This is a genomic window from Geobacillus thermopakistaniensis (assembly GCF_000498995.1).
Lineage (GTDB): Bacteria > Bacillota > Bacilli > Bacillales > Anoxybacillaceae > Geobacillus > Geobacillus thermoleovorans.
The window spans coordinates 1-20580 of sequence record NZ_AYSF01000041.1 but is presented as its reverse complement, the minus strand read 5'-3'; the positions used below and the strand labels follow the sequence as shown (position 1 = coordinate 20580).

The 20580-nt window shown below is 47.8% G+C and carries 16 protein-coding genes and 2 pseudogenes; 8 read left to right on the top strand and 10 right to left on the bottom strand.

Annotation, left to right across the window (positions count from 1 at the left end; all coding sequences use genetic code 11):
• From T260_RS131250 to T260_RS131260, 3 genes are read right to left on the bottom strand one after another with little or no spacing between them, the layout of a single operon-like run.
• Complete coding sequence (locus T260_RS131250; protein ID WP_031212605.1) at positions 1–927, bottom strand: ABC transporter permease; 927 nt, start codon at positions 925–927, stop codon at positions 1–3.
• Positions 928–947: 20 nt separating this feature from the next.
• On the bottom strand, positions 948–1796 hold the full coding sequence (locus T260_RS131255; RefSeq protein WP_023633851.1) for a M55 family metallopeptidase: 849 nt from the start codon (positions 1794–1796) through the stop codon (positions 948–950).
• Between the two features lie 45 nt (positions 1797–1841).
• Entirely contained in the window at positions 1842–2288 is a 447-nt protein-coding gene (locus tag T260_RS131260; RefSeq protein ID WP_023633850.1) for an Lrp/AsnC family transcriptional regulator, read from the bottom strand.
• Between the two features lie 220 nt (positions 2289–2508).
• On the opposite strand from T260_RS131260, the gene T260_RS131265 reads away from it, so the two are divergent.
• Positions 2509–3663, top strand: a complete 1155-nt coding sequence (locus tag T260_RS131265; protein ID WP_013523926.1) for an amidohydrolase — start codon at positions 2509–2511, stop codon at positions 3661–3663.
• 68 nt (positions 3664–3731) lie between these two features.
• Here the strand turns inward: T260_RS131265 and T260_RS131270 are convergent, their stop codons facing one another.
• A complete protein-coding gene (locus T260_RS131270; protein ID WP_011231403.1) occupies positions 3732–4496 on the bottom strand; it encodes an enoyl-CoA hydratase in 765 nt (254 codons plus the stop codon).
• A gap of 188 nt (positions 4497–4684) precedes the next feature.
• Here T260_RS131270 and T260_RS131275 point away from each other — a divergent pair, with 188 nt between their 5' ends.
• Complete coding sequence (locus T260_RS131275; protein ID WP_023633848.1) at positions 4685–6142, top strand: ArnT family glycosyltransferase; 1458 nt, start codon at positions 4685–4687, stop codon at positions 6140–6142.
• A gap of 95 nt (positions 6143–6237) precedes the next feature.
• Here T260_RS131275 and T260_RS0120060 read toward each other — a convergent pair.
• The 5 genes and pseudogenes from T260_RS0120060 to gabT form a co-directional block, all read right to left on the bottom strand.
• Positions 6238–6999, bottom strand: a pseudogene (locus T260_RS0120060) (aldehyde dehydrogenase family protein); the annotation flags it as partial.
• Between the two features lie 41 nt (positions 7000–7040).
• Positions 7041–7832: pseudogene (locus T260_RS0120055) on the bottom strand (aldehyde dehydrogenase family protein); the annotation flags it as partial.
• 104 nt (positions 7833–7936) lie between these two features.
• Positions 7937–9355 carry a sodium:solute symporter family protein gene (locus T260_RS131280; protein WP_023633847.1) on the bottom strand — a complete coding sequence of 473 codons (1419 nt, stop codon included), beginning with the start codon at positions 9353–9355 and terminating at the stop codon, positions 7937–7939.
• Positions 9356–9501: 146 nt separating this feature from the next.
• Complete coding sequence (locus tag T260_RS131285) at positions 9502–10821, bottom strand: aspartate aminotransferase family protein (RefSeq protein WP_128082646.1); 1320 nt, start codon at positions 10819–10821, stop codon at positions 9502–9504.
• 395 nt (positions 10822–11216) lie between these two features.
• Positions 11217–12563: a 4-aminobutyrate--2-oxoglutarate transaminase gene (gene gabT, locus T260_RS131290; protein ID WP_023633845.1), complete on the bottom strand. Its 1347-nt coding sequence runs from the start codon at positions 12561–12563 to the stop codon at positions 11217–11219.
• A gap of 166 nt (positions 12564–12729) precedes the next feature.
• Here gabT and T260_RS131295 point away from each other — a divergent pair, with 166 nt between their 5' ends.
• The 6 genes from T260_RS131295 to T260_RS131320 all read left to right on the top strand — a co-directional run bounded on the left by T260_RS131295 (position 12730) and on the right by T260_RS131320 (position 19736).
• Positions 12730–14124 carry a sigma-54 interaction domain-containing protein gene (locus tag T260_RS131295; RefSeq protein WP_023633844.1) on the top strand — a complete coding sequence of 465 codons (1395 nt, stop codon included), beginning with the start codon at positions 12730–12732 and terminating at the stop codon, positions 14122–14124.
• Between the two features lie 210 nt (positions 14125–14334).
• The gene (gene speB, locus T260_RS131300) at positions 14335–15309 is read left to right on the top strand and encodes an agmatinase (RefSeq protein ID WP_023633843.1); all 975 of its coding nucleotides are present in this window, start codon (positions 14335–14337) and stop codon (positions 15307–15309) included.
• 32 nt (positions 15310–15341) lie between these two features.
• Positions 15342–16802, top strand: a complete 1461-nt coding sequence (locus T260_RS131305; protein WP_023633842.1) for an aldehyde dehydrogenase family protein — start codon at positions 15342–15344, stop codon at positions 16800–16802.
• Positions 16803–16880: 78 nt separating this feature from the next.
• A complete protein-coding gene (locus T260_RS131310) occupies positions 16881–18254 on the top strand; it encodes a purine-cytosine permease family protein (RefSeq protein ID WP_023633841.1) in 1374 nt (457 codons plus the stop codon).
• A gap of 1 nt (position 18255) precedes the next feature.
• The gene (locus T260_RS131315; protein ID WP_023633840.1) at positions 18256–19077 is read left to right on the top strand and encodes a carbon-nitrogen hydrolase family protein; all 822 of its coding nucleotides are present in this window, start codon (positions 18256–18258) and stop codon (positions 19075–19077) included.
• 38 nt (positions 19078–19115) lie between these two features.
• A complete protein-coding gene (locus tag T260_RS131320; protein WP_023633839.1) occupies positions 19116–19736 on the top strand; it encodes a cyclase family protein in 621 nt (206 codons plus the stop codon).
• Between the two features lie 425 nt (positions 19737–20161).
• Here T260_RS131320 and T260_RS131325 read toward each other — a convergent pair.
• A partial coding sequence (locus tag T260_RS131325; protein WP_031212595.1) for a UPF0236 family transposase-like protein occupies positions 20162–20580 on the bottom strand: 419 nt, incomplete at its 5' end.

Sequence of the window (20580 nt, the reverse complement as noted above, 5' to 3'; positions counted from 1 at the left end):
TCATTCCCCCCTGCTCGTCAACTTAATTCTTGGGTCAATCAAGCGATATGACAGGTCGACAAGAAATAACGTAATGACAAGAATCGTGCTGAAGAAAACCGTCGTGCCTAAAATAACCGGATAGTCACGGTTAAAGATGCTGTCGACAAAATATTTTCCTAACCCTGGTATAGCGAAGATTTTCTCAATAACGAATGTTCCGGTAATTAAAACAGCAAATAACGGGCCGATAAATGTAATGACTGGTAAAATAGCATTTCGTATGCCATGCTTGATGACAATAGCGATCGGGGATAGCCCTTTTGCCTCTGCCATTTTGATATAGTTTTGTTGCATCACTTCCAACATGCTAGAACGCATAAAACGGGCGATCACTGCCATCGGGGTGGCAGCCAACGCGATCGACGGCAAGATGGAATGGGCCCATGTTCCCCAAGACGCTACAGGCAAAACTCCCCACTCAACAGCAAAATATTTGATTAACAATGGCGCTAAAATAAAACTTGGTACAGAAATGCCTACAATGGCAATAAACATCGCTATATGATCAAGCAGCTTATTATGGTTTAGCGCAGCGATAATGCCAAGCAACAATCCAAACACAACGGCAATCACCAACGCTTGCAATCCAAGAAGCGCGGAAACAGGGAATCCGTCTGCGATAAGGGTATTTACGTCCCTTGTTTCAGACTGAATCGATGGTCCTAAATCAAACGTTATTAAATTTTTCATATACAATGCATACTGGACTGGCAGTGGCTTGTCCAAGTTGTATTTCGCCCGAATGTTTTGCAATACTTCTTCAGGCAACACATTAGCGTCGGAAGCAAATGGATCACCGGGAATCGATTTCATGATGATAAAAGTTAATGTGGCGATGAGCCAAACGGTGACAACCATTGTCACCAGACGTTTCATGACGTACACGGTCATTCCCCTCCCTTGTTCTAAGCATTCACATGCCCTAGCACGCCGTTCGTCGCCGTCATGGCGATAATGACACATCCCCACATATGTTTATAGGCAGTGACGATATCATTGCATGTAAACGTGATCGTTTTCGGGCCGATTAATGTCACTGTCGGTAATGTCGTTGTCATCATCGCTTGGTTTGGTCCTTTAAATTCAATTTCAAAGGTAACCGGCCCTTCTAGTTTCAACGGAGGGCATTGTTTCGCTTTCTGTACGGCCTGTTTCGCTTTTTCTCTAATTAACTCATGCGCTTTTGTCGGGTGAAGCAACTCCGCCGCAAAGCGGTCAATCCCGCGCTTGACTACAGCCGCTTCAACGTGAGGCAACGTTTCAAGCACTTCTTTCACATAAGCATCATCACCCGAGATAAAAATGGCCGGTACGTTGTAATAACCTGCAACAAACGCATTCATCTCTGTTTCCCCAACAACACGGCCATTAATCTTGATCTCATTCACACAGATGCCGGCCAAACTATGACTGATTATGGTCCTTTCCGATCCACCTTCACGTCCATGATGGCCAACAAACATAATCCCGTCAAAGCTATCATCAAGCCCCTCGAGCTGACACATCACGCGATTGTTCCCAGAGACAAGGCGCGCCCGCGGATCCAATTCCTCGATCAGGATGTTGGACATATTGCCATGGCCATCAGCAACCACTACTTCCGTCGCTCCTCCTAAAAAAGCACCCTCAATCGCTGCATTGACGTCCTGAGTCATGAGCTTACGGAACCGCTGGTATTCACTGTTCGTTTTTAATTGTTGGTTGGTTGCCACACCAGAGATCCCTTCCATATCGGCTGAAATAAAAATTTTCATAGCAACAACACCCCTTCTTTTTCAATTTATAAACAGCTAACGATTTTAAATATAATCAAACGTGTTTTTATATACTTCGAGCTGTACGATCGTATCCATTTCAAGAATCCCGTGTACACCATTTAGCATTTTTACTACTTCAGTGATTTCATCTTGACTGGGCACTGCAATTTGGATTAAAAGTTGGTAGCTTCCAGAAGTTAACGTAATATAGCGAACTTCTTTTATTTTCTTCAGCTGTTCAATCACATCCATTAACTTGTTCGCTTCCGTTTTTAAACGAATGATCGCCCCTGCGCGAATCCCAAGAGCTATTGGATTCACGACTCCCACCACTTCGAGAATCCCATGATCGATTAAATTTTTGTACCTCATCCGCACTGTTTTTTCCGTAACATTCAAATGATTAGAAATTTCTGTAAAAGACATCCTACCATCCCGAGATAACAGTTTAATGATTTGTCGATCCAGATCATCGATTTCGTACTTCATAATTTCCCCTTTTCTATACCGTTATGGAATTTTAATAACGAAAATAGATACAAATAAGAAATAAAATTGGTTATTTACAGCACAAAAAACTTGTTTTAGTATCTTAATTAGGACTATTTGATTTTTTATTATAATCACAATTAACAAAATATTCAATAGCCCGTTTGTATTTTCCAAAATATTTTAAGAAGAAATATTTCCAGAGGGGGAGGAAATCCATATGGTGACTGTCATTTCCGGAGGAACAGTACTAGTAGGAAACGGACAAAGAATGGAATCGGCGCACATTGTCATTAAGAACGGAAAAATCAAAACTGTGGCAACCGAGCTGCCGGATGTCTCCTCCGATCAAGTGAACATGATCGATGCCTCAGGCAAATTCATTACACCTGGGTTGATTGACGTTCATACTCACCTTGGTATACACGAGGAAGGGATTGGTAAAGAGGGACACGATTTCAATGAAACGAGCAACCCAACGACCCCACACGTTCGGGCAATCGATGGAATTAACCCAAAAGATAAAGGATTTGAGGATGCGAGAAAAGCAGGAGTAACAACGGTGCAAGTCATGCCCGGAAGCGCCAACGTAATTGGCGGAGAAATGGCAGTCATCAAAACCGCTGGGCAAACCGTTGATGAAATGGTGGTCCGACATCCTTCAGGAATGAAAGCCGCTTTTGGAGAAAACCCGAAACGGGTGTATGGGGAAAAAGGAAAACTACCGACAACAAGAATGGGGATTGCCGCTTTATTCCGCGAGCAGTTCATTCAAGCGCAAACGTACTTGCAAAAAATCGAAAGCGGCAAAGAAGTCGAGCGGGATTTGAAACTGGAAAATTTAGCGAAAGTATTGAAAAGAGAAATTCCGCTGCGCGCTCATGCACATCGCGCCGATGACATCATGACAGTGATTCGCTTAGCGAAGGAGTTTGGTTTCCGCTATACGATCGAACATTGCACCGAGGGGCATCATATCGCCAATTATATTGCCGAGAATGGGGTCCGTGTCTCTGTCGGCCCAACCATGTCATCCCGATCAAAAGTGGAGCTCGCGGATAAAGGATGGCATACGCTCCTTGCTTTGCGGGACGCCGGCGTCTCTTTCTCGATTACGACCGACCACCCGGTTGTCGGCATTGAACATTTGATGACGAGCGCCATTCTCGCTGTGAAGCATGGGTTGGAGGAGTCTTTAGCTCTTCAAGCCATTACATTAAACGCGGCAAAACATTTAGGCATCGAAGACCGTGTAGGCTCGATCGAAGTTGGAAAAGACGCCGATATCGTCATTTGGAGCGGCGACCCCTTTGACTTGCGCGAAAGCGTGGAACTGACCATGATCAACGGGGAAATCGTATTTCAACGTAACTGACTCTTAAGTAACCATCAACCTTGCTTAAAACGGCTTCTACCCCCTATAGGCAGAAGCCGTTCTCTTCCCTACCTCCCCCGAAACACCGGCTTCCGCTTTTCTAAAAAGGCGCGGACGCCTTCGCGGTGGTCTTCGGTTTGCCGCATGCGCTGTTGGGCGTCGGTTTCGAGTTCGAGCACGCGAAGCAAATCTTCTTTTGTTTGTTCGACGTACAACATTTTCGTGGCGATCATGGCTTGAAGCGGTTTTTCTTGCAAGGAAGCGATTGCTTGTTCCGCCTGTTGTTCATCTTCGACGATGAAGTCAATCAGCCCGAGCTGCTGCGCTTCGTCCGCGCTCATCGGTTTTCCTTCCCAAATGATCTGTTTGGCTTTCGCCGTGCCGACCCGCTGGGCCAAGAAGAAATGCCCGCCGCCGTCTGGGATGAGGCCGATGCCAATGAAATTCATCGCCAAGCGCGCTTCTTTCGTGGCGATGAGGTAATCGCTCGCCAAGGCAAAGCTGAACCCAAGGCCGGCCGCTGGGCCATGGATGAGCGAAACGGTGATTTTCGGCATCGTATACAAGAGCATGATCATCTCCTGAATCGTTTTCATCACGGTTTGAAATTGGCTCGGGTCATCAACCGCCAGCATTGTCTTAATGTCGCCACCCGCAGAAAATCCTCTCCCTTTGCCGCGGATGACGACAACGGAAGCATCACTTTCCTTGATTTTCCGCAGCGCGTCGACGAGTTCCGTTAGCATTTGCACATCCATGGCATTTAACGCCTGCGGACGGTTCAGTTCCAATATCGCTTTGTTTTGGTCAAATGTCAGCACAACCGTTTCCATGGCTTTCCTCCTCTGAATGATGATCCATTTCTTTTCATTCGCCATGAAGATTGTTTTTTCCTTGTTGGCGGCAAAAATATCATGTTCTCCAACACATCCATGCTTGACATCTTCATCTACTTGTAATAGCTTCTATGTCGGTGTTGCTTTTTTTCGAAGCACAGCGTGCCGATAAAGGAGTGGATCGCATGAGAAATCCAAGTGTACGAAACATCTCGTTTTATCTAGCGGCGGCTTTGATCTTCTCGATGATGGTCTACAACGTCTTTTATCATCTAGGAACATTCCCGATTTCAAGCTGGGACGAAGCGCGTCATGGCGTCAATGCATACGAAATGCTGAGGCATGGAAACTTGATCGTCAACACATACCTTGGGCATCCTGATTACTGGAATTTAAAGCCTCCTGTTAGCTACTGGGCGATCATGATTGGCTATAAACTCGTTGGGATGAACGCGCTTGGTTTGCGGCTGATGTCTGGCATTTGCGCTACGCTCACGGCCGTTGCCATTGCGCTATTTGTGAAAAAACGGTTTGGAAGCATGGCCGCGATCGTCTCATTGCTTGCCTTGTCTACTAGCACCCAATATCTTCTCAACCATTGCGCTCGCACAGGAGATGCGGATTCGCTCTTTGTATTCTTCTTTACGTTATCCATCCTTTCTTTGCTGGCCGCCAGACGGCAGACGCGATGGTTGTATGCAGCGGGCCTTGCCTGTTCACTTGCTTTTTTAACGAAAAGTTGGCATGCGGGGAACATTCTGTTGATCATGGTCTTATATTTTCTCATCACTAGGCAGTGGGAGTCAGGACGCTGGCGCGCATGGTGGAGGGCAGCGCTCACCTTCGTTGTTCCTGTGCTCGCTTGGGCTTTTGCCCGCTATCACTATGATGGATTCAGTTTTTTTAAACAAATGATCGGATATGACTTGTTGTTGCGCTCCACTCGGCCCATTGAAGGTCATATCGGCGATGAAACCTACTACGGCATCATTCTTGTTCATTTTTTCTTTTGGTGGCTGGCGCTCTTGGTCGGAATCATGGTCATCAGTTACATGCAAGGCGTTCGTCTTTTAGCGTTTGAAGGAACAGACCATCGATTGAAAGAAGATGTGATCGGGATTTTGCTTTGGATTTGCGTCCCGCTTCTCATGTTTACCATAGCTAAGACGAAAATCAGATGGTACATCCTCCCTGTCTATCCGCCGCTTTGCCTATTGATTGGCATTTGCGCAAGTCAATTATGGAGAAAAGGAACGTGGGGAGCGCGGGGAGTGTTGCTGACTGGACTGTTGTTCGTCGCATCGTTTTACGAAACGAATATTCAACATTATATCCATCATCCCAAGCCAAATTTCGAACTGGCATTGCTTCAGCAGACCGCCCAAATGCCTGTTCATGGATACGAACTGTTTATGTACCATCCGTTGCACGAGAAAGGTCGCTGGCCGCAAAATGCGGTCTTGACAGCAGAGCTTGCGAATGACCTCAAACCTCGGCACGGAGGGCTGAAAACGTTCTTGCATACAAGCCGAAGCCTGCTTCTCGTGAAAAAAGCCTGGTTCAGCAAACAGCTCGAGCATCAATACCACCTGTCTGTTCTCGCCTCGAACCGTTGGGGATATATTCTGGAAAAGCACGCTTAAACATACAGCCTTGGAGTGCCACTCTCTCCAAGGCTGCGCAACTATTCTTCTAGAATTTTAGGAACAAACTTTACTCCAATCTCTTCTCATCCCGCTTAATTCTGGTTAAAAATAATCAATTTCAACTCCGTCATTTCCTCGATCGCATAGCGAATCCCTTCGCGGCCAAACCCGCTTTCTTTCACGCCGCCGTACGGCATATGGTCAACGCGGAACGTTGGGATGTCGTTAATCAACACGCCGCCAACGTGCAGTTGTTTCGCCGCTTTCCACGCGGTATGGACGTTGTCGGTGTAGATGCCCGCCTGCAAGCCGTAGCGCGAGTCATTGACAAGTTCAATGGCTTCATCGATCGAACGGACGCGGTTGATCAAGACGATCGGGGCGAACACTTCTTGGCAAGACACTTTCATCGTCGGTTCGGCGTCCACAATGACCGTCGGAAGCAAGATATTGCCGTCGCGCTCGCCGCCGAGGACGACGTTTGCGCCGCCTTGTTTTGCCTCTTCGATCCAAGAGAGCGCTCGGTCGACATCGTTTGGCGTAATCAAGGCGGATACATCGGTGGTTGGATCCAACGGGTCGCCTGTTTTCAACTGTTTCGCGGCGGCGACAAATTTTTCGACGAACTCGTCATAGCGCTTTTCATGGACATAGACGCGCTGGAGCGAAATACATACTTGTCCTTGGAACGTGAACGCGCCAAATACGCAGCGCGGGATGATGCGGTCAAGATCGACCTGCTCGTCGACGATCACGGCCGAGTTGGAGCCAAGCTCCAACGTCACCCGCTTTAAGCCTGCTTTATTGCGGATCGCGATGCCGACTTCCGGGCTGCCGGTGAAGGTGATCATGCTTTTCGGCAACGTTTTCTCTTTGCCTTNGGGATGATGCGGTCAAGATCGACCTGCTCGTCGACGATCACGGCCGAGTTGGAGCCAAGCTCCAACGTCACCCGCTTTAAGCCTGCTTTATTGCGGATCGCGATGCCGACTTCCGGGCTGCCGGTGAAGGTGATCATGCTGATGCGCGGGTCGGTGACGATTTTGTCGCCGACCGTGCGGCCGCTTCCCGTGACGACGTTGAGCGCCCCTTTCGGCAAACCGGCTTTTTCGAACAATTCGGCGATAAAATAGGCGGACAGCGGCGTTTGGCTGGCTGGTTTTAACACAACTGTGTTGCCCGAGGCGATGGCCGGGCCAAGTTTATGGGCGACCAAGTTCATCGGGAAGTTAAACGGCGTAATCGCCCCGATGACGCCGATCGGCTCGCGGACCGTCAAGGCGATGCGATTTTCCCCACCCGGCGCGGCGTCGAGCGGCAGTGTTTCCCCATGAATGCGTTTGGCTTCTTCGGCGGCGAATTTGTACGTTTGGATCGTGCGGGCGACTTCCCCTTTCGCCGTGGTGATCGGTTTGGCTGCTTCCAAGGCGATCAACTTCGCCGCTTCTTCCTGCCGCTCTTTCAGCTGCTCGACGACCCGCTCTAAAATGGCGGCTCGTTCATGCGCTGGCATGGCAGTCATCGTTTGCCGCGCGGCGTATGCCGCGGCAATGGCTTCATCGACTTCTTCTTCTGTCGCTGTCGGAATTTCGGCAATCGTCTCGCGTGAGTATGGCGATTTCAGCTCAGTGTACGACTTGGCTTCCCGCCATTCGCCGTTGATGTATAGTTTTTTTCTTTCCGCCATGTTCTCATCCTTTCCCTAACTAGTATTCGCAACCCAAACATTGCCTGTGTCAATACATTTTTTATTTCGCCACAAATTTGCTAGAATCCTCTTTTCTGATCCGTTTATAGGGCATGTTGCTGATCCTCTATCATTTTATTCCCCTCTTTCAAATTGGAGGATGGAAAGAGGTAAGAAAAAACCACAATAGAAACGATACTCACCCCAATTCCATACATAATCGGATTGGTCGAACTCAATCCCTCCACCGCTAAACCAGCCAGCACAACGACGGAACTAATCACGATGGAATAAAAACCAGCTTTCGCTGTTGCTCGCTTCCAAAAGAAACCGAGAACCACTGGTACGAAAATGGCGCCTGACAAAATGGCATAGGCTACATCCAATGCGACAAGAACATCCTGAATCCAAATAGCAAAGATAATGGCGACAATCCCAACCGCTAGCGTCATCATTCTGGACAAAAGGACAAACTGTCGATCGCTCATATTTTTGAGCCAATATTGCTTCAAAATATCATGCGATAACAGAGTAGACGAGGCAAGCAATGTTCCGGAGGCCGTTGACATGAGAGCAGAACATACGCTGGCCAAAATGAGCCCTAACAAGCCGTGTGGCAAAATCTCTAATGACATGTTGGCAAATACGTTTTGCGGATCGTTCATATTCGGAAAAACAATCACCCCGCACATGCCAATGACGCTTAACGCTACGGCATAAGCAACGCTGTAGAGACCAGCATATATTGCGCCGCCTCGGGCAATGTTCGGTGTTCTGGCCGTAAACACCCGTTGCCAAATATCTTGTGATACCACCATTCCTAACGTATAGAGCAAGAAGTATTGGAAAATATTTGCCCATCCCATGGACGTCAGATCAAAATGCGACGCTGGCAATCGCTCCAAAAGCGATGTCCATCCGCCGACATGGGACAAACTCATTGGCAACATTACGAAGAAAATGCCGACTGTCATGACGATAAACTGAATGATGTCCGTCATCGTAACGCTCCACATGCCCCCGAGAATCGTGTAAAACAGCACGATCCCCCCGCCGACTAACATCGAAACGGTCATGCTCCAACCTAAAACAGCATGAATGATTGTGCCCATCCCAATGACTTGTGTCACCGAAACCATCAGCGTATAAATCGCGGCAACCAACGCGCTGATCAAACGCGTTTTCTGATTGTAACGGCGGCCAAGCAGTTCGCTGATCGTGGTCACATGGGCGCCGTAAATTTGGTTTGTAAAAAACAGACCGAGCACAGCAATGCCCAAGCCAATCATAAAAACAAACCACATACCCGAAATCCCAAATTGATACCCTAACTTCGCCGTCCCAATCGTTGAAGCGCCGCCCAAAATCACAGCAGACAGACATCCAAGATAGACAAATAGTCCGAGATTTCGGCCTGCCAACGCAAAATCTTCGGCGGTTTTCGCCCGCTTCGCCCCCAAAATCCCTGCGACGATCAATACGAGAAAATAACATAAGAGAACCCCAGTATCCAGTGCGTTCATAACCATTCCCCCATCCTCTTATAATTCAGAAATCGATCTCCTTCGAGATCCTTTCATAAAGGCAGACATTCCTTCAACGAGACACGACATCGGTTCCTGAATACACCCAATTTCCAAATTGCAATCGACATGTGCCCCCTCTTTTTTCATTTTCCAGAAGCGAACGAATGCACACCGATTTCCGCTTCATATTCGGTCAACGCCTCGTCGAGCATGCTTAATCCTTCGTCAATCTGTTCTTTTGTCACGATCAGCGGTGGGATCATGCGAATCACTTCTCCTTGATTGCCGCATAGATAGAAAAGAACACCTTTTTGCAGGCAACGATTCAAAATATTCATCACTCCCTCCCCATTCGGTTCGCCAGTATGCGGATGGACGATCTCGATGCCGATCATCAGACCGATCGAACGCACGTCTCCAATGACGGGATGCTTCCTTTTTAAAACTTCCAGTTTTTTTCGCGCATATTCCCCAACTTCCCTGCAATTTTCCAACAATTTTTCTTCCCTAAATACTTCTAAAGTCGCCAGCGCCGCCTCGCATGCGATGGGGTTGCCGCCAAAGGTTGTCCCATGGCTGCCGAGCGGCCACTGTTTCATTAATTCTTTCGAAGCCACTGTTGCACTTAATGGAAGACCGGAAGCGATGCCCTTCGCAATTGCCATAATGTCTGGAGTGACACCGAATGTTTGAGCGGCAAACCACTCGCCAGTACGACCAAAACCTGTCTGTACTTCATCGAAAATAAGCAAAATTTCATAGCGATCACAAATTTCCCTCATCTTGTGAAGCCACCCTTTGGGAGGCACAATATATCCTCCTTCTCCCAACACCGGCTCTACAATCATGCATGCCACTTCTTCCGGAGTCACTTGATGGGCAAACAAAGAAGCCACGTCGTTTTCAAGCTTATTGGCAAAGTACACATCTGGATCCTCCTCAGCCGGACAATCCTTTGGATTGGCATATGGAAGTTGATACGTCAACCCGTTTGGCTGCAGGTACTTCCGATATTTGCTTTTCGATGTGCTGACACTAAGCGCCCCTAATGAACGGCCATGAAAGCATCCGGTAAATGAAATGACGTATGGCCTTCGCGTCACGTGTTTCGCTAATTTGATCGCACCTTCGATCGCTTCTGTTCCACTGTTGGCAAAAAAGAAGCAGTCAAGTCCTTCCGGCAAAATTTTCATCAGCTCTTCGGCCAAACGCAGAATTGATTCATACATGATGACGCCGCTCGGCCCGTGCATCAGGCGGTCTGCGGCCTCTTTGATGGCCTGCACGACTTTTGGATGGCGATGACCCGTATTGGCCACGGCAATACCGGAAGTAAAATCAAGGTATTTTTTTCCATCTAATCCGTAATAGTAGCATCCTTCTTCCTTGACAACCGGCAGATTCGGATGGTCTTTCGCCATCGTTGGCGCGAGCAGGTCGGGCATTTTGTGAAAGAGAGGCATCCAGTTGCTCTGTGTCACGCACAACTCCTCCTTTGGTTCAGACATGTTTGTTCATCGAAAACACAAAGACGCAATTTTTGTGCCATCATTTAAACTATTCTATATTTTTAGCCAATACCTCGCATTAACCTCCAACTTATTCTTCTGTTTTAGACTCCTATCATGACTTTGTTTACCATCCCCGATATCATTCATTTTTGAATCAAAAAATTCATTCTTGAATTAACACAGATGGTTCTTCTTCCAAGAAACATTTCCTCGTAGCAAAGAGATGGTTTTCAAATTAAAAAACCGCACCACAAAAAGGTGGCACGGTCCAAAAAACAGGATGTCGCCATCACCTTTTTCGACTGCATCGCGAAGTTTTCATGAGTAGTTTGGTCAGGAATCACTTATCATGCCAATTCAGCAATGACCTCTTCGATGACATCCAATGCTTCCTCCAGCTGTTCGTCTGTGATGACAAGCGGCGTTAATAGACGAATGACATTGCTGTATAGGCCCGCACTCATGACGATGACACCACGTTGATGGCATTCTCGCAAAATGGCGGCCGTTAATTCCTTATTCGGCGCTTTTGTCTTTGCATCGGTGACAAATTCGATGGCCACCATGGCCCCAAGCCCCCGTACATCCCCGACCGTCTCATATTTCTCCTGCAGCCGTCTGAACCGATTGATGGCTATTTGTCCAATGACATTGGCCCGTTCAACCAACTGTTCTTGTTGCAACATACGAATCACTTCCAAAGCAGCCACGCAACCAAGCGGGCTGCCCCCGTATGTCCCGCCGATTTCTCCTGGGTTGGGTGCATCCATGACTTCCGCTCTTCCCGTCACCGCACTGATCGGCACACCTGCCCCGATGGACTTCGACATGGTCATTAAATCGGGCACAACGTCAAAATGTTCAATGGCGAACATCTTCCCCGTTCGTCCAAACCCGGTCTGGATCTCATCGGCGATAAACAAAATCCCGTATTTTTCACAAATTTGTTTGACCCCTTGAACAAATGTTTTCGACGGAACAATAAACCCGCCCTCCCCTTGCACAGGCTCCATAATGATTGCGGCTACTTCTTCTGCCGGAACTTCCGAGAGAAAAAAGTCCTCAAGCCGCCGCAAAAGCTCGGCGTCCAATTCCTCGTTGGTCATGCCCGCTGGCTTTCGGTAATAATAGGGATACGGCATTTTGTACGTATCTGGCGCAAAGGGGCCGAATCCGAATTTATATGGCTTCACTTTGCTCGTGAGCGACATCGCCAGCAAGGTCCGTCCGTGAAACCCTCTTTCAAAAGAGAGAATGGCTTTTCTCCCTGTATACTTTCGAGCAATTTTGACGGCATTTTCGACCGCTTCTGCCCCGCTGTTCAAGAAAAAGGTCTTTTTATGATGAGCGCCTGGCGTGATGTGGTTTAATGTCTCGGCCAACTCAATATATGGCTCATACATCATGACATGGAAACACGGATGAATATACTGCTCCGCTTGTTTTTGGATCGCTTCCACCACTTTCGGCGGGCAATGGCCGACATTGAGGCTTCCAATCGCCCCGGCCAAGTCGATAAACGTATTTCCATCCACATCGGTTAAGAGCGCTCCCTCTCCTTTTACCGCAAACGTCGGTACGGTGTTAAACGGCCCCCGCGGAACATTCTGTTCTTTTTTTCTTAATAGCTCCTTTGCTTTTGGTCCCGGAATCGCTGTTTTTACTTGGATACATTTCTTTGTTTCTGTCTTCATCTTTTTCTCCCTCCGTCCCATTGTGCATCGTGATCCATCTTTTTAGAGATGCAAAAAACATGCCAAAAACTTCATGGAAAATCATATGACAAGGAAAGAGGATTTTTTCACTTCTTTGATAAAGTTAGTAATAGAAGCGCTGACAGACTACTAGGAGGGAAAAGCCATGCAGCGTGCAACCGACGTCTTGGAATTCGAGTTAGACGCGATATTGAAATCATCGCATGACAATATTGTGATTGCAGACGAAAACGGCATTGTTCTTCGCGCCAGCCCGAATTGCTTGTCCATTTATGGGAAAGATGTTTCTTATTTAGTCGGAAAATCGGTCTATCAATTAGAAAAAGAAAACGTCTTTTGCCCTTCGGTTACAGCTAGAGTATTACGGGAGAAAAAAGAGGTCCAATTGATGCAGCAAACCGCAACCGGACGGGTTGTCATGGCAACAGGCGTGCCTGTATTTGACCAACAGAACCACCTTGTTCGGGTCATCAGTTTTTCCCATGATTTAACAGAGTTGGAACGCTTGAAAGAAGACTATGAAAAGCTGAGAAAGCAGATGGAACATTATCAAATCGAAATAGGGGAATTGAAACCAGAAAATATTGTCATTCAAAGCAAGGAGATGGAACGAATTTGGAAGCTCGTGCACCGCGTGGCCCAATCGGATGCGACTGTTCTTTTCCTCGGCGAGTCTGGAGTCGGAAAAAACGTATTCGCCCGTTCACTTCACCTCAATAGCCCGCGGCGAAATGAACCGTTTATCGAAGTAAACTGCAGCGCCATTCCTGAATCGTTGTTTGAATCGGAAATGTTCGGCTATGAAAAGGGATCCTTTACCGGTGCGCAAAAAACAGGAAAACCGGGGCTGATCGAACTGGCCGACAAAGGAACTCTCTTCCTTGATGAAATTGGCGAGCTTCCCTTTTCGATGCAAGCGAAACTGCTAAAAGTTTTACAAGAGAAAAAAGTCACACGCGTTGGGGGCATTAAAGAACGAACGGTCGATTTTCGCCTGATCGCCTCGACGAATCAGAATCTAGAAGAGATGGTGAAGCAAGGGAAGTTCCGCCAAGATTTATTTTATCGTTTGCATGTGATCCCGATTTATGTTCCTTCTTTACGCGAGAGAAAAGAAGATATTTTTATGTTAGCGCAATACTTTTTAGAAAAGTTTAATAAAAAATACCATATGGATAAATATCTCCATCCATCCATTGTGGACCATCTCGTCCATTATGACTGGCCTGGCAACGTGCGAGAGTTGGAAAATATGATCGAACGATTGGTCATTACTTCCGAAACAAAAGCCATTTATCCGGAATATCTCCCTTTTTCGATCCAGAAACATCCAGAGGTGATCACAACCCATCAATCGTTGGAAAAACGGAACGAACCGTCGACATTAAAAGAAGCCATTGAACAAGTGGAACGGCAATGGCTCCTGCGTGCAGCCAAACAGTGCAAAACAACATACGAGATGGCTGATTATCTTGGCATCAGCCAGCCGACGGTCGTACGAAAGCTAAAAAAGTATCGCATTAATTCAAAAATGGATTAAAATCCATTTTTGAATTATTTTTTTATATTCAATTCATTTTTGCATCAATCAACGAGAAATAGAAGATGGCAAAACAATTCATTTTACGAACAGAGAAGGAAGCAGTCCTATTCACAAATGTTTTCTTTGCCCAACATCTCCTCTTTTTTGGCACGCTTTTTGCATCTAAATCTATTCAGAACATTTTCATTTCTTAAGGGGGTTTTTGGCATGTATCAACCAAAAGATTCATCTCAGTCTCCCCGCTTTTGCGGAGTTCGAACCTTTATGCGGTTAGAACAGATCAAAACGACAGATAACGTTGATTTTGTCGTGCTCGGTGTTCCATTCGACACTGCAGCCTCGAATCGCATCGGACAACGGTACGGTCCGCAACACATTCGCAATTTTTCTGTCCTGCTTCGCCCTTACAACCCGGACATGGATATTGATATTTTTGCCTATTGTTCGGGTGTCGATTACGGGGATATTGATGTCATTCCCGGAAATGCGTTGCGCACGTATGATCGTATCGTCGAAGAGCTGCGACCATTGTTGAAGAAAGATATCGTTCCGATTCTGATGGGCGGCGATCACTCCATTACATTGGGACACTTGCGGGCTTTTTGCGAACGCTTTGGACCAGTCGCACTCGTTCATTTTGACTCTCACAGCGACACTTGGGACCATTACTATGGAGAAAAATATATGCATGGCACGCCGTTCCGCCGCGCTGTCGAGGAAGGGCTGCTCGATGTAGATCATTCCATTCAAATCGGGATGCGCGGACCGCTTTACAGTGCCGATGATATCGAGGACGCACGACGGCTTGGTTTTGAAGTCATTCCGATGAAAGAGGTCCGGCAAATGGGCTTTTCGGAAGTAATGCGCCGCATCCATCAACGCGTCGGGGACAAACCCGTTTTCATTTCCTACGATATAGACTTTGTCGATCCTGCTTTTGCCCCGGGTACTGGCACACCGGAAGTAGGCGGACCGACCAGCTATGAAGCACTCGAATACGTAAGGGGGCTTGACGGGTTAAATATTGTCGGATTTGACCTTGTCGAAGTGTTGCCTGCTTACGACAGCGGAGAAATTACCGCTGTACTGGCTTCCTCCATTATCTATGAGATGATCACACTCGTTGCGTTAAAGAAAAAACGATTGCAGCTGAAAAACCTGTCGGCAACGACAACACCCTAAAAACACTCACAAACAAAAAGGAGCGGCTTTCGATGTCTCGGGACCATGTGTATATCAACGGAAAATGGTGCAAAGGAGAAGGAGAAAAAAGAGCAATGATCAATCCCTCGAATGAGGAAGTCATCATAGAAATCAATGAAGCATCCCAACAACAAGCCGTAGAAGCGATCCAAGCAGCCCGTCATGCCTTTCGATACACCGATTGGCCATCCGATCCGGCAAGAAGAACTGCCGCACTTCGGCAACTGGCTGATCTGTTGGAAAAAAGCGCCGAAACATTCGCTTCGATCGAGACGTTGAATACGGGGAAACCGATTCGCGAGTCGCGCCTCGATGTCAGCGATTCAATCCACTGTCTTCGTTACTATGCCGATTTCGTTGAGCAACGAACCGTTCAGGAAAAGAGAAGAGCCGATGGCACCACAAGTAAAGTGATCGAGGAGCCAATCGGGGTATGCGCGCTGATTGTTCCTTGGAATTTTCCTCTATTATTAGGAATATGGAAGATCGCCCCTGCACTTGCGGCGGGGAATACAATTGTGTTCAAACCATCAGAATTAACGCCATTATCTTTGCTAGAACTCACAAAGCTGATCGATTCCATCGGTCTCCCGCCGGGCGTGTTTAATCTTGTTCCTGGAGGCGGTTCGCCCGTTGGAGAAACATTGGTGACACATCCTGATGTGGAAAAAATATCGTTTACCGGCGGAACGGAAACCGGGCGATGGATTTACGAACAATGCGCTCGTCGTTTGAAGCGAGTGTCTTTGGAACTCGGTGGAAAATCCCCACTGCTCATTTTTGACGATGCGGATCTTACGAGCACCATCGAGTGGGCACTGTTTGCTTCCTTTCTCAATCAAGGAGAAGTGTGTGTGGCTGCTTCGCGAATTCTTGTTCAACGACGCGTTTATGATTCGTTTATCGATCAGTTGATCAAAAGGCTGGCTTCCCTCCATATTGGAGATCCTTTCGAGGAAAACACTGAGATGGGACCATTAATCAGCTCCTCACATTTAGAAAAAGTGGAAACGTATATCCAGATCGGCTTGCAGGAGGGGGCAGTGCTGCTACAGGGAGGAGAACGAATCAAAGAACGGGGGTATTATCTCACCCCTGCCGTTTTCGCCCATGTCCGTCAAGACATGCGCATCGTACAAGAAGAAATCTTTGGTCCTGTCATTACCGTACAACCGTTTGAACATGACGAAGAAGCCATCGGCCTGGCGAACGATACGATATACGGACTAGCAGCTGGCATATTCAGCCGAGATCTCGAACGGGCGGAACAAATCGCCGGAAAATTGAGAGCAGGAACGATTTGGATTAACAGCTATCACACTCCTTATGTCGATGCCCCTTGGGGAGGATTTAAACAAAGCGGAATCGGCCGGGAGCTTGGGCCGCAAGGATTCGCCGCTTTTACCGAAACAAAACATGTCAACATCAGCCAACATGGCAAACAACTCGGATGGTATTCGTCGTACTCCTGATTTCGTCCTTAGGACGAAATCAGTGTAAGTGAATTGTTCTGAATATTTAAAATAAAAAATCAAGGAGGAATGATCCTCATGAAATGGACAGAACGGTTGGGTCATGATGATATTCGGCCGACCCCGATGAACGAACGGAGCATGAACTTCTTTAGCACGTTTACTCTTTGGATTGCGGCAAATGTTGTGATTACTACAGTAATGACGGGAATGATGTTTGTTCCTGACATTTCCTTCTCCAACGCCATGCTGGCGATTATTGTCGGTTCGGCGATCGGCGCCATTCCGCTCGCCCTTACCGGAAACATCGGCATCCGCACCGGGCTCCCTACAATGGTGATAACAAGAGCGGCCTTTGGACAAAAAGGAGCCATCCTTCCCGCCCTTGTCAACACCATCATTTTAATCGGCTGGAGCTGGATTCAAGCCTATATGGCTGGCCTTAGTCTGAATTATGCCGTCCATTACACCACTGGATACAGCAATATTAATCTATTTGTGATCTTGACGGAACTTCTTGTTGTGATCATTACGATTTTTGGCCACCGAGGGGTGGAACGAATTGAAAAATATATATCGATCGCCATGTTGATTTTATCTTTCCTTGTTTTTTACAAAATTTTTACGACTTACGACATTTCTACACTAGTAGAAATGAAATTGAGCGAGCATCCATCCATCAGTACGATCCTTGCCTTTGATATCGTCGTCGCCACCGCTTTTTCTTGGATGTCGACGGTTTGCGATTTCAACCGCAACTGCCGCTCAGAAACAAGCGGGTTTTGGGGAACGTATTTTGGCTATCTTGTCGCTTCCATTGTCGCGATGGGACTTGGGGCCGTCGTCAGCGGCTTTAGCATTGCCTCGGACATGGAACGGACTTATGATCCCACCATTCTCCTTGCGGCTTACGGGTTTGGATTGATCGCATCCATCGTCGTTTTCTTTTCTGTACTCTCGACCAATGTCATGGCATTATATAGCGCCACGATGTCGTTTATGAACGTCTTCCCGCGCGCAGGCTTTTGGAAACCGACATTGATCATGGGAGTGATTTGCACGCTTGGCGCCTTGCTGAAAGAAGTACTGATGTCCCACTTCTTTAACTTCATTATGCTGATTGCCACGTTGTTCATTCCTGTGTTTGCGATTGTGCTCGTTGATTACTTTTTTATCAAAAAAGGGGTATACGACGCGGAAGATATTTTGTACGATACAAAAGGTCAATATCGTTATCAAAAAGGAGTCAACATCGCCGCCTACATCACCTATATCGTTGGAGCTGTCTTCGCCTATTATTTTACGTACATTCATCCGCTTGCCGTCGGCTCCACCATGCTAACGTTTCTTTTATCGGGAGCTGTTTATTGGGGGTTGATGAAATGGACAAAACAAATATCTGCGAGCACGAATACGGTCGAGCTTGAATCTCCCACTCACTTGGAGGGATGATATGAACAGATCGTTTGACATCGCGTTGGCGCAGATGACGCCGGCGAACGGCGACATTGGCGCCAACTTGGCCAAAATGGAAGCTATCATCAATGAGTGCAAACGAAAGTTCCCTAATGTCCGCCTTCTTCTGTTCCCAGAACTTTGCACCACTGGTTACGTACTGTCAGAAATGCTAAAAGAGGCGGCCCAGACATGGGACGGCTCTACGTTCCAACACATGAGCCAACTTGCTCAAAAATTTCAATTGTATATTGCCTACGGGTACGTCGAAAAAGATCGTACAGAAAATATATACAACTCTCTTATGTTGATTCATCCCAATGGACAATGTATCGGAAATTACCGAAAAATCCATTTGACTCCTTTTGAAAAAGCCTGGTTTTCTTCGGGAGCCGAGCCGGTGCTGGTGGATACCGACCTTGGCCGCATCGGTCTGATGATTTGTTGGGACTTAGCTTTTCCGGAACTAGCAAGATACCTAGCCGTCCATGGAGCCGAGCTTCTTCTCGTTCCATGTGCTTGGGAATCTCCATTTCATGCACCGTTTCAAAAATTCGCCATGGCACGAGCGATCGATAACACGGTTTATGTTGCTGCATGCAATCAAATTGGATGGTCTTCTTCTTTCCATTTCTTTGGTTTATCCTCTATTTACGGGCCGGACGGAAGGAAAATAGCCGCAGCCAACATGAACGGACGGGAAGAGCTCGTACACGCCATGATCGATCAAAACCAACGCCAAGCGTTAAAGAAACACTTTTACACCATGATGGACGAACGACGAATCGACCTTTACCGAGAATGGACTTGGAAGGAATGACGAGAAAATGATCATCAAAAAAAATCATCGACCTCTCCATGCCGATCACGGCCCAAACTCCGGTGTACCCGGGGGATCCGAAGCCGCACATCGAACCGGCGGCGACATTCGCCCAAGACGGCTACCACGTCAGCCGCCTTGTGCTCGGTTCGCACAGCGGCACGCACATCGATGCGCCGTTCCATTTTTGCGAGCATGGCTGGCGGTTGGATGACGTGCCGCTCACCTATTTTCTTGGCCGCGGCATCGTGATCGATGCCACCGGGAAAGCGGAAGGCGAAGCGGTGACGATGGCCGATGCCGCTCCGTATATCCCGAAGCTGTCGCCGGGAACCATTGTGTTGTTTCATACCGGCTGGTCGCAATACGCCGGAACAAAGCGGTATTTCCATCATCCGTACGTCGCGCCGGATGTGATTGAAGCGATGCTGGAGCGGGGCGTGCGGACGTTTTTCATTGACGCGCTCAACATCGACCCGCCCGACGGCTCTTCGTTCCGCGCTCACAAGCTCATTCTTGGCGCCAACGGGGTGATCGGGGAAAATTTCGCAAACTTTGATCAAATCGATTTTGATGACCCGTATATTATTGCCCTCCCTCTTTCCTTGCCTGGCTGCGACGGTTCGCCCGTTCGGGCGGTGGCGGTGCAGTGGGCGTAACGAAGAAGGGGGATACAGCCCCATACCCGTCAAGTTTAGCGGTATAAGATTTTTAAGACGATACTCGTGTTCATCCCCGCAGTGAATGATAGGGATCACCTCCATTATTGGGCATACCAAATACCCCTCCAGAAGAGGGGTGTTTGGTATTTATATCCATATCTAATTCTACCATATCTCTAATTTCGTTACGATATCTGATGCCGTTTCTGAGTCAGTCAAGACTTTGTGGAGAACTTTTTTTCGGTTCACTACGGGCGTTGTCAATCACTAGTTAGCGAACCATTTTCAGGAATTAATATCGTAAGCGCTTTCGGACCCTCATCCCTCATCCCTCATCCCTCATCCCTCATCCCTCATCCCTCATCCCTCATCCCTCATCCCTCATCCCTCATCTTGAGGTGATGATACGGAATTCCATTTTTTTACATCCAACCACCATCCCGGAGCGCCGACAACGCTTGATGGATCGGCGTCCCGGATGACCGCTGCAGACACGGTAGATTCTGACGCACCACATCTGCCCACAACCGTCCGGCCTTCCGTTTGGCCTGTTCAACCCGCTTGGACTTCCTCGAGGCCGTGGTTGCCCTCCGGGGCTCTTCCTTCTCCAACCGCCCCTTTCTCCACAACATCCCGTCGATTCGGGCTGCCATCGCCCTCAGAAACACCCGAAGCCCTTGGTCTTTCCAGCTGCGGCGGGATTTCACCCGATGCGCAAATCGGCTCATCACACTCTCCGCATGGCCCATCGGACGCATGCCGGTCGTCTCCACCCCTTGCTCCGACAGCCACCCCCGATAGTCCCGGATGCATCCCGGCATCGACTCGATCCGGCGGATCA

Bases quoted from the DNA above. Each gene is read 5' to 3' on its own strand.
- gabT (WP_023633845.1), bottom strand. From the start codon at position 12,563: ATGAAGACAGAAACAAAGAAATGTATCCAAGTAAAAACAGCGATTCCG.
- T260_RS131295 (WP_023633844.1), top strand. From the start codon at position 12,730: ATGCAGCGTGCAACCGACGTCTTGGAATTCGAGTTAGACGCGATATTG.
- T260_RS131270 (WP_011231403.1), bottom strand. From the start codon at position 4,496: ATGGAAACGGTTGTGCTGACATTTGACCAAAACAAAGCGATATTGGAA.
- T260_RS131265 (WP_013523926.1), top strand. From the start codon at position 2,509: ATGGTGACTGTCATTTCCGGAGGAACAGTACTAGTAGGAAACGGACAA.
- T260_RS131315 (WP_023633840.1), top strand. From the start codon at position 18,256: ATGAACAGATCGTTTGACATCGCGTTGGCGCAGATGACGCCGGCGAAC.
- T260_RS131255 (WP_023633851.1), bottom strand. From the start codon at position 1,796: ATGAAAATTTTTATTTCAGCCGATATGGAAGGGATCTCTGGTGTGGCA.
- T260_RS131275 (WP_023633848.1), top strand. From the start codon at position 4,685: ATGAGAAATCCAAGTGTACGAAACATCTCGTTTTATCTAGCGGCGGCT.
- T260_RS131285 (WP_128082646.1), bottom strand. From the start codon at position 10,821: ATGCCTCTCTTTCACAAAATGCCCGACCTGCTCGCGCCAACGATGGCG.
- speB (WP_023633843.1), top strand. From the start codon at position 14,335: ATGTATCAACCAAAAGATTCATCTCAGTCTCCCCGCTTTTGCGGAGTT.
- T260_RS131320 (WP_023633839.1), top strand. From the start codon at position 19,116: ATGCCGATCACGGCCCAAACTCCGGTGTACCCGGGGGATCCGAAGCCG.
- T260_RS131305 (WP_023633842.1), top strand. From the start codon at position 15,342: ATGTCTCGGGACCATGTGTATATCAACGGAAAATGGTGCAAAGGAGAA.
- T260_RS131310 (WP_023633841.1), top strand. From the start codon at position 16,881: ATGAAATGGACAGAACGGTTGGGTCATGATGATATTCGGCCGACCCCG.
- T260_RS131260 (WP_023633850.1), bottom strand. From the start codon at position 2,288: ATGAAGTACGAAATCGATGATCTGGATCGACAAATCATTAAACTGTTA.
- T260_RS131280 (WP_023633847.1), bottom strand. From the start codon at position 9,355: ATGAACGCACTGGATACTGGGGTTCTCTTATGTTATTTTCTCGTATTG.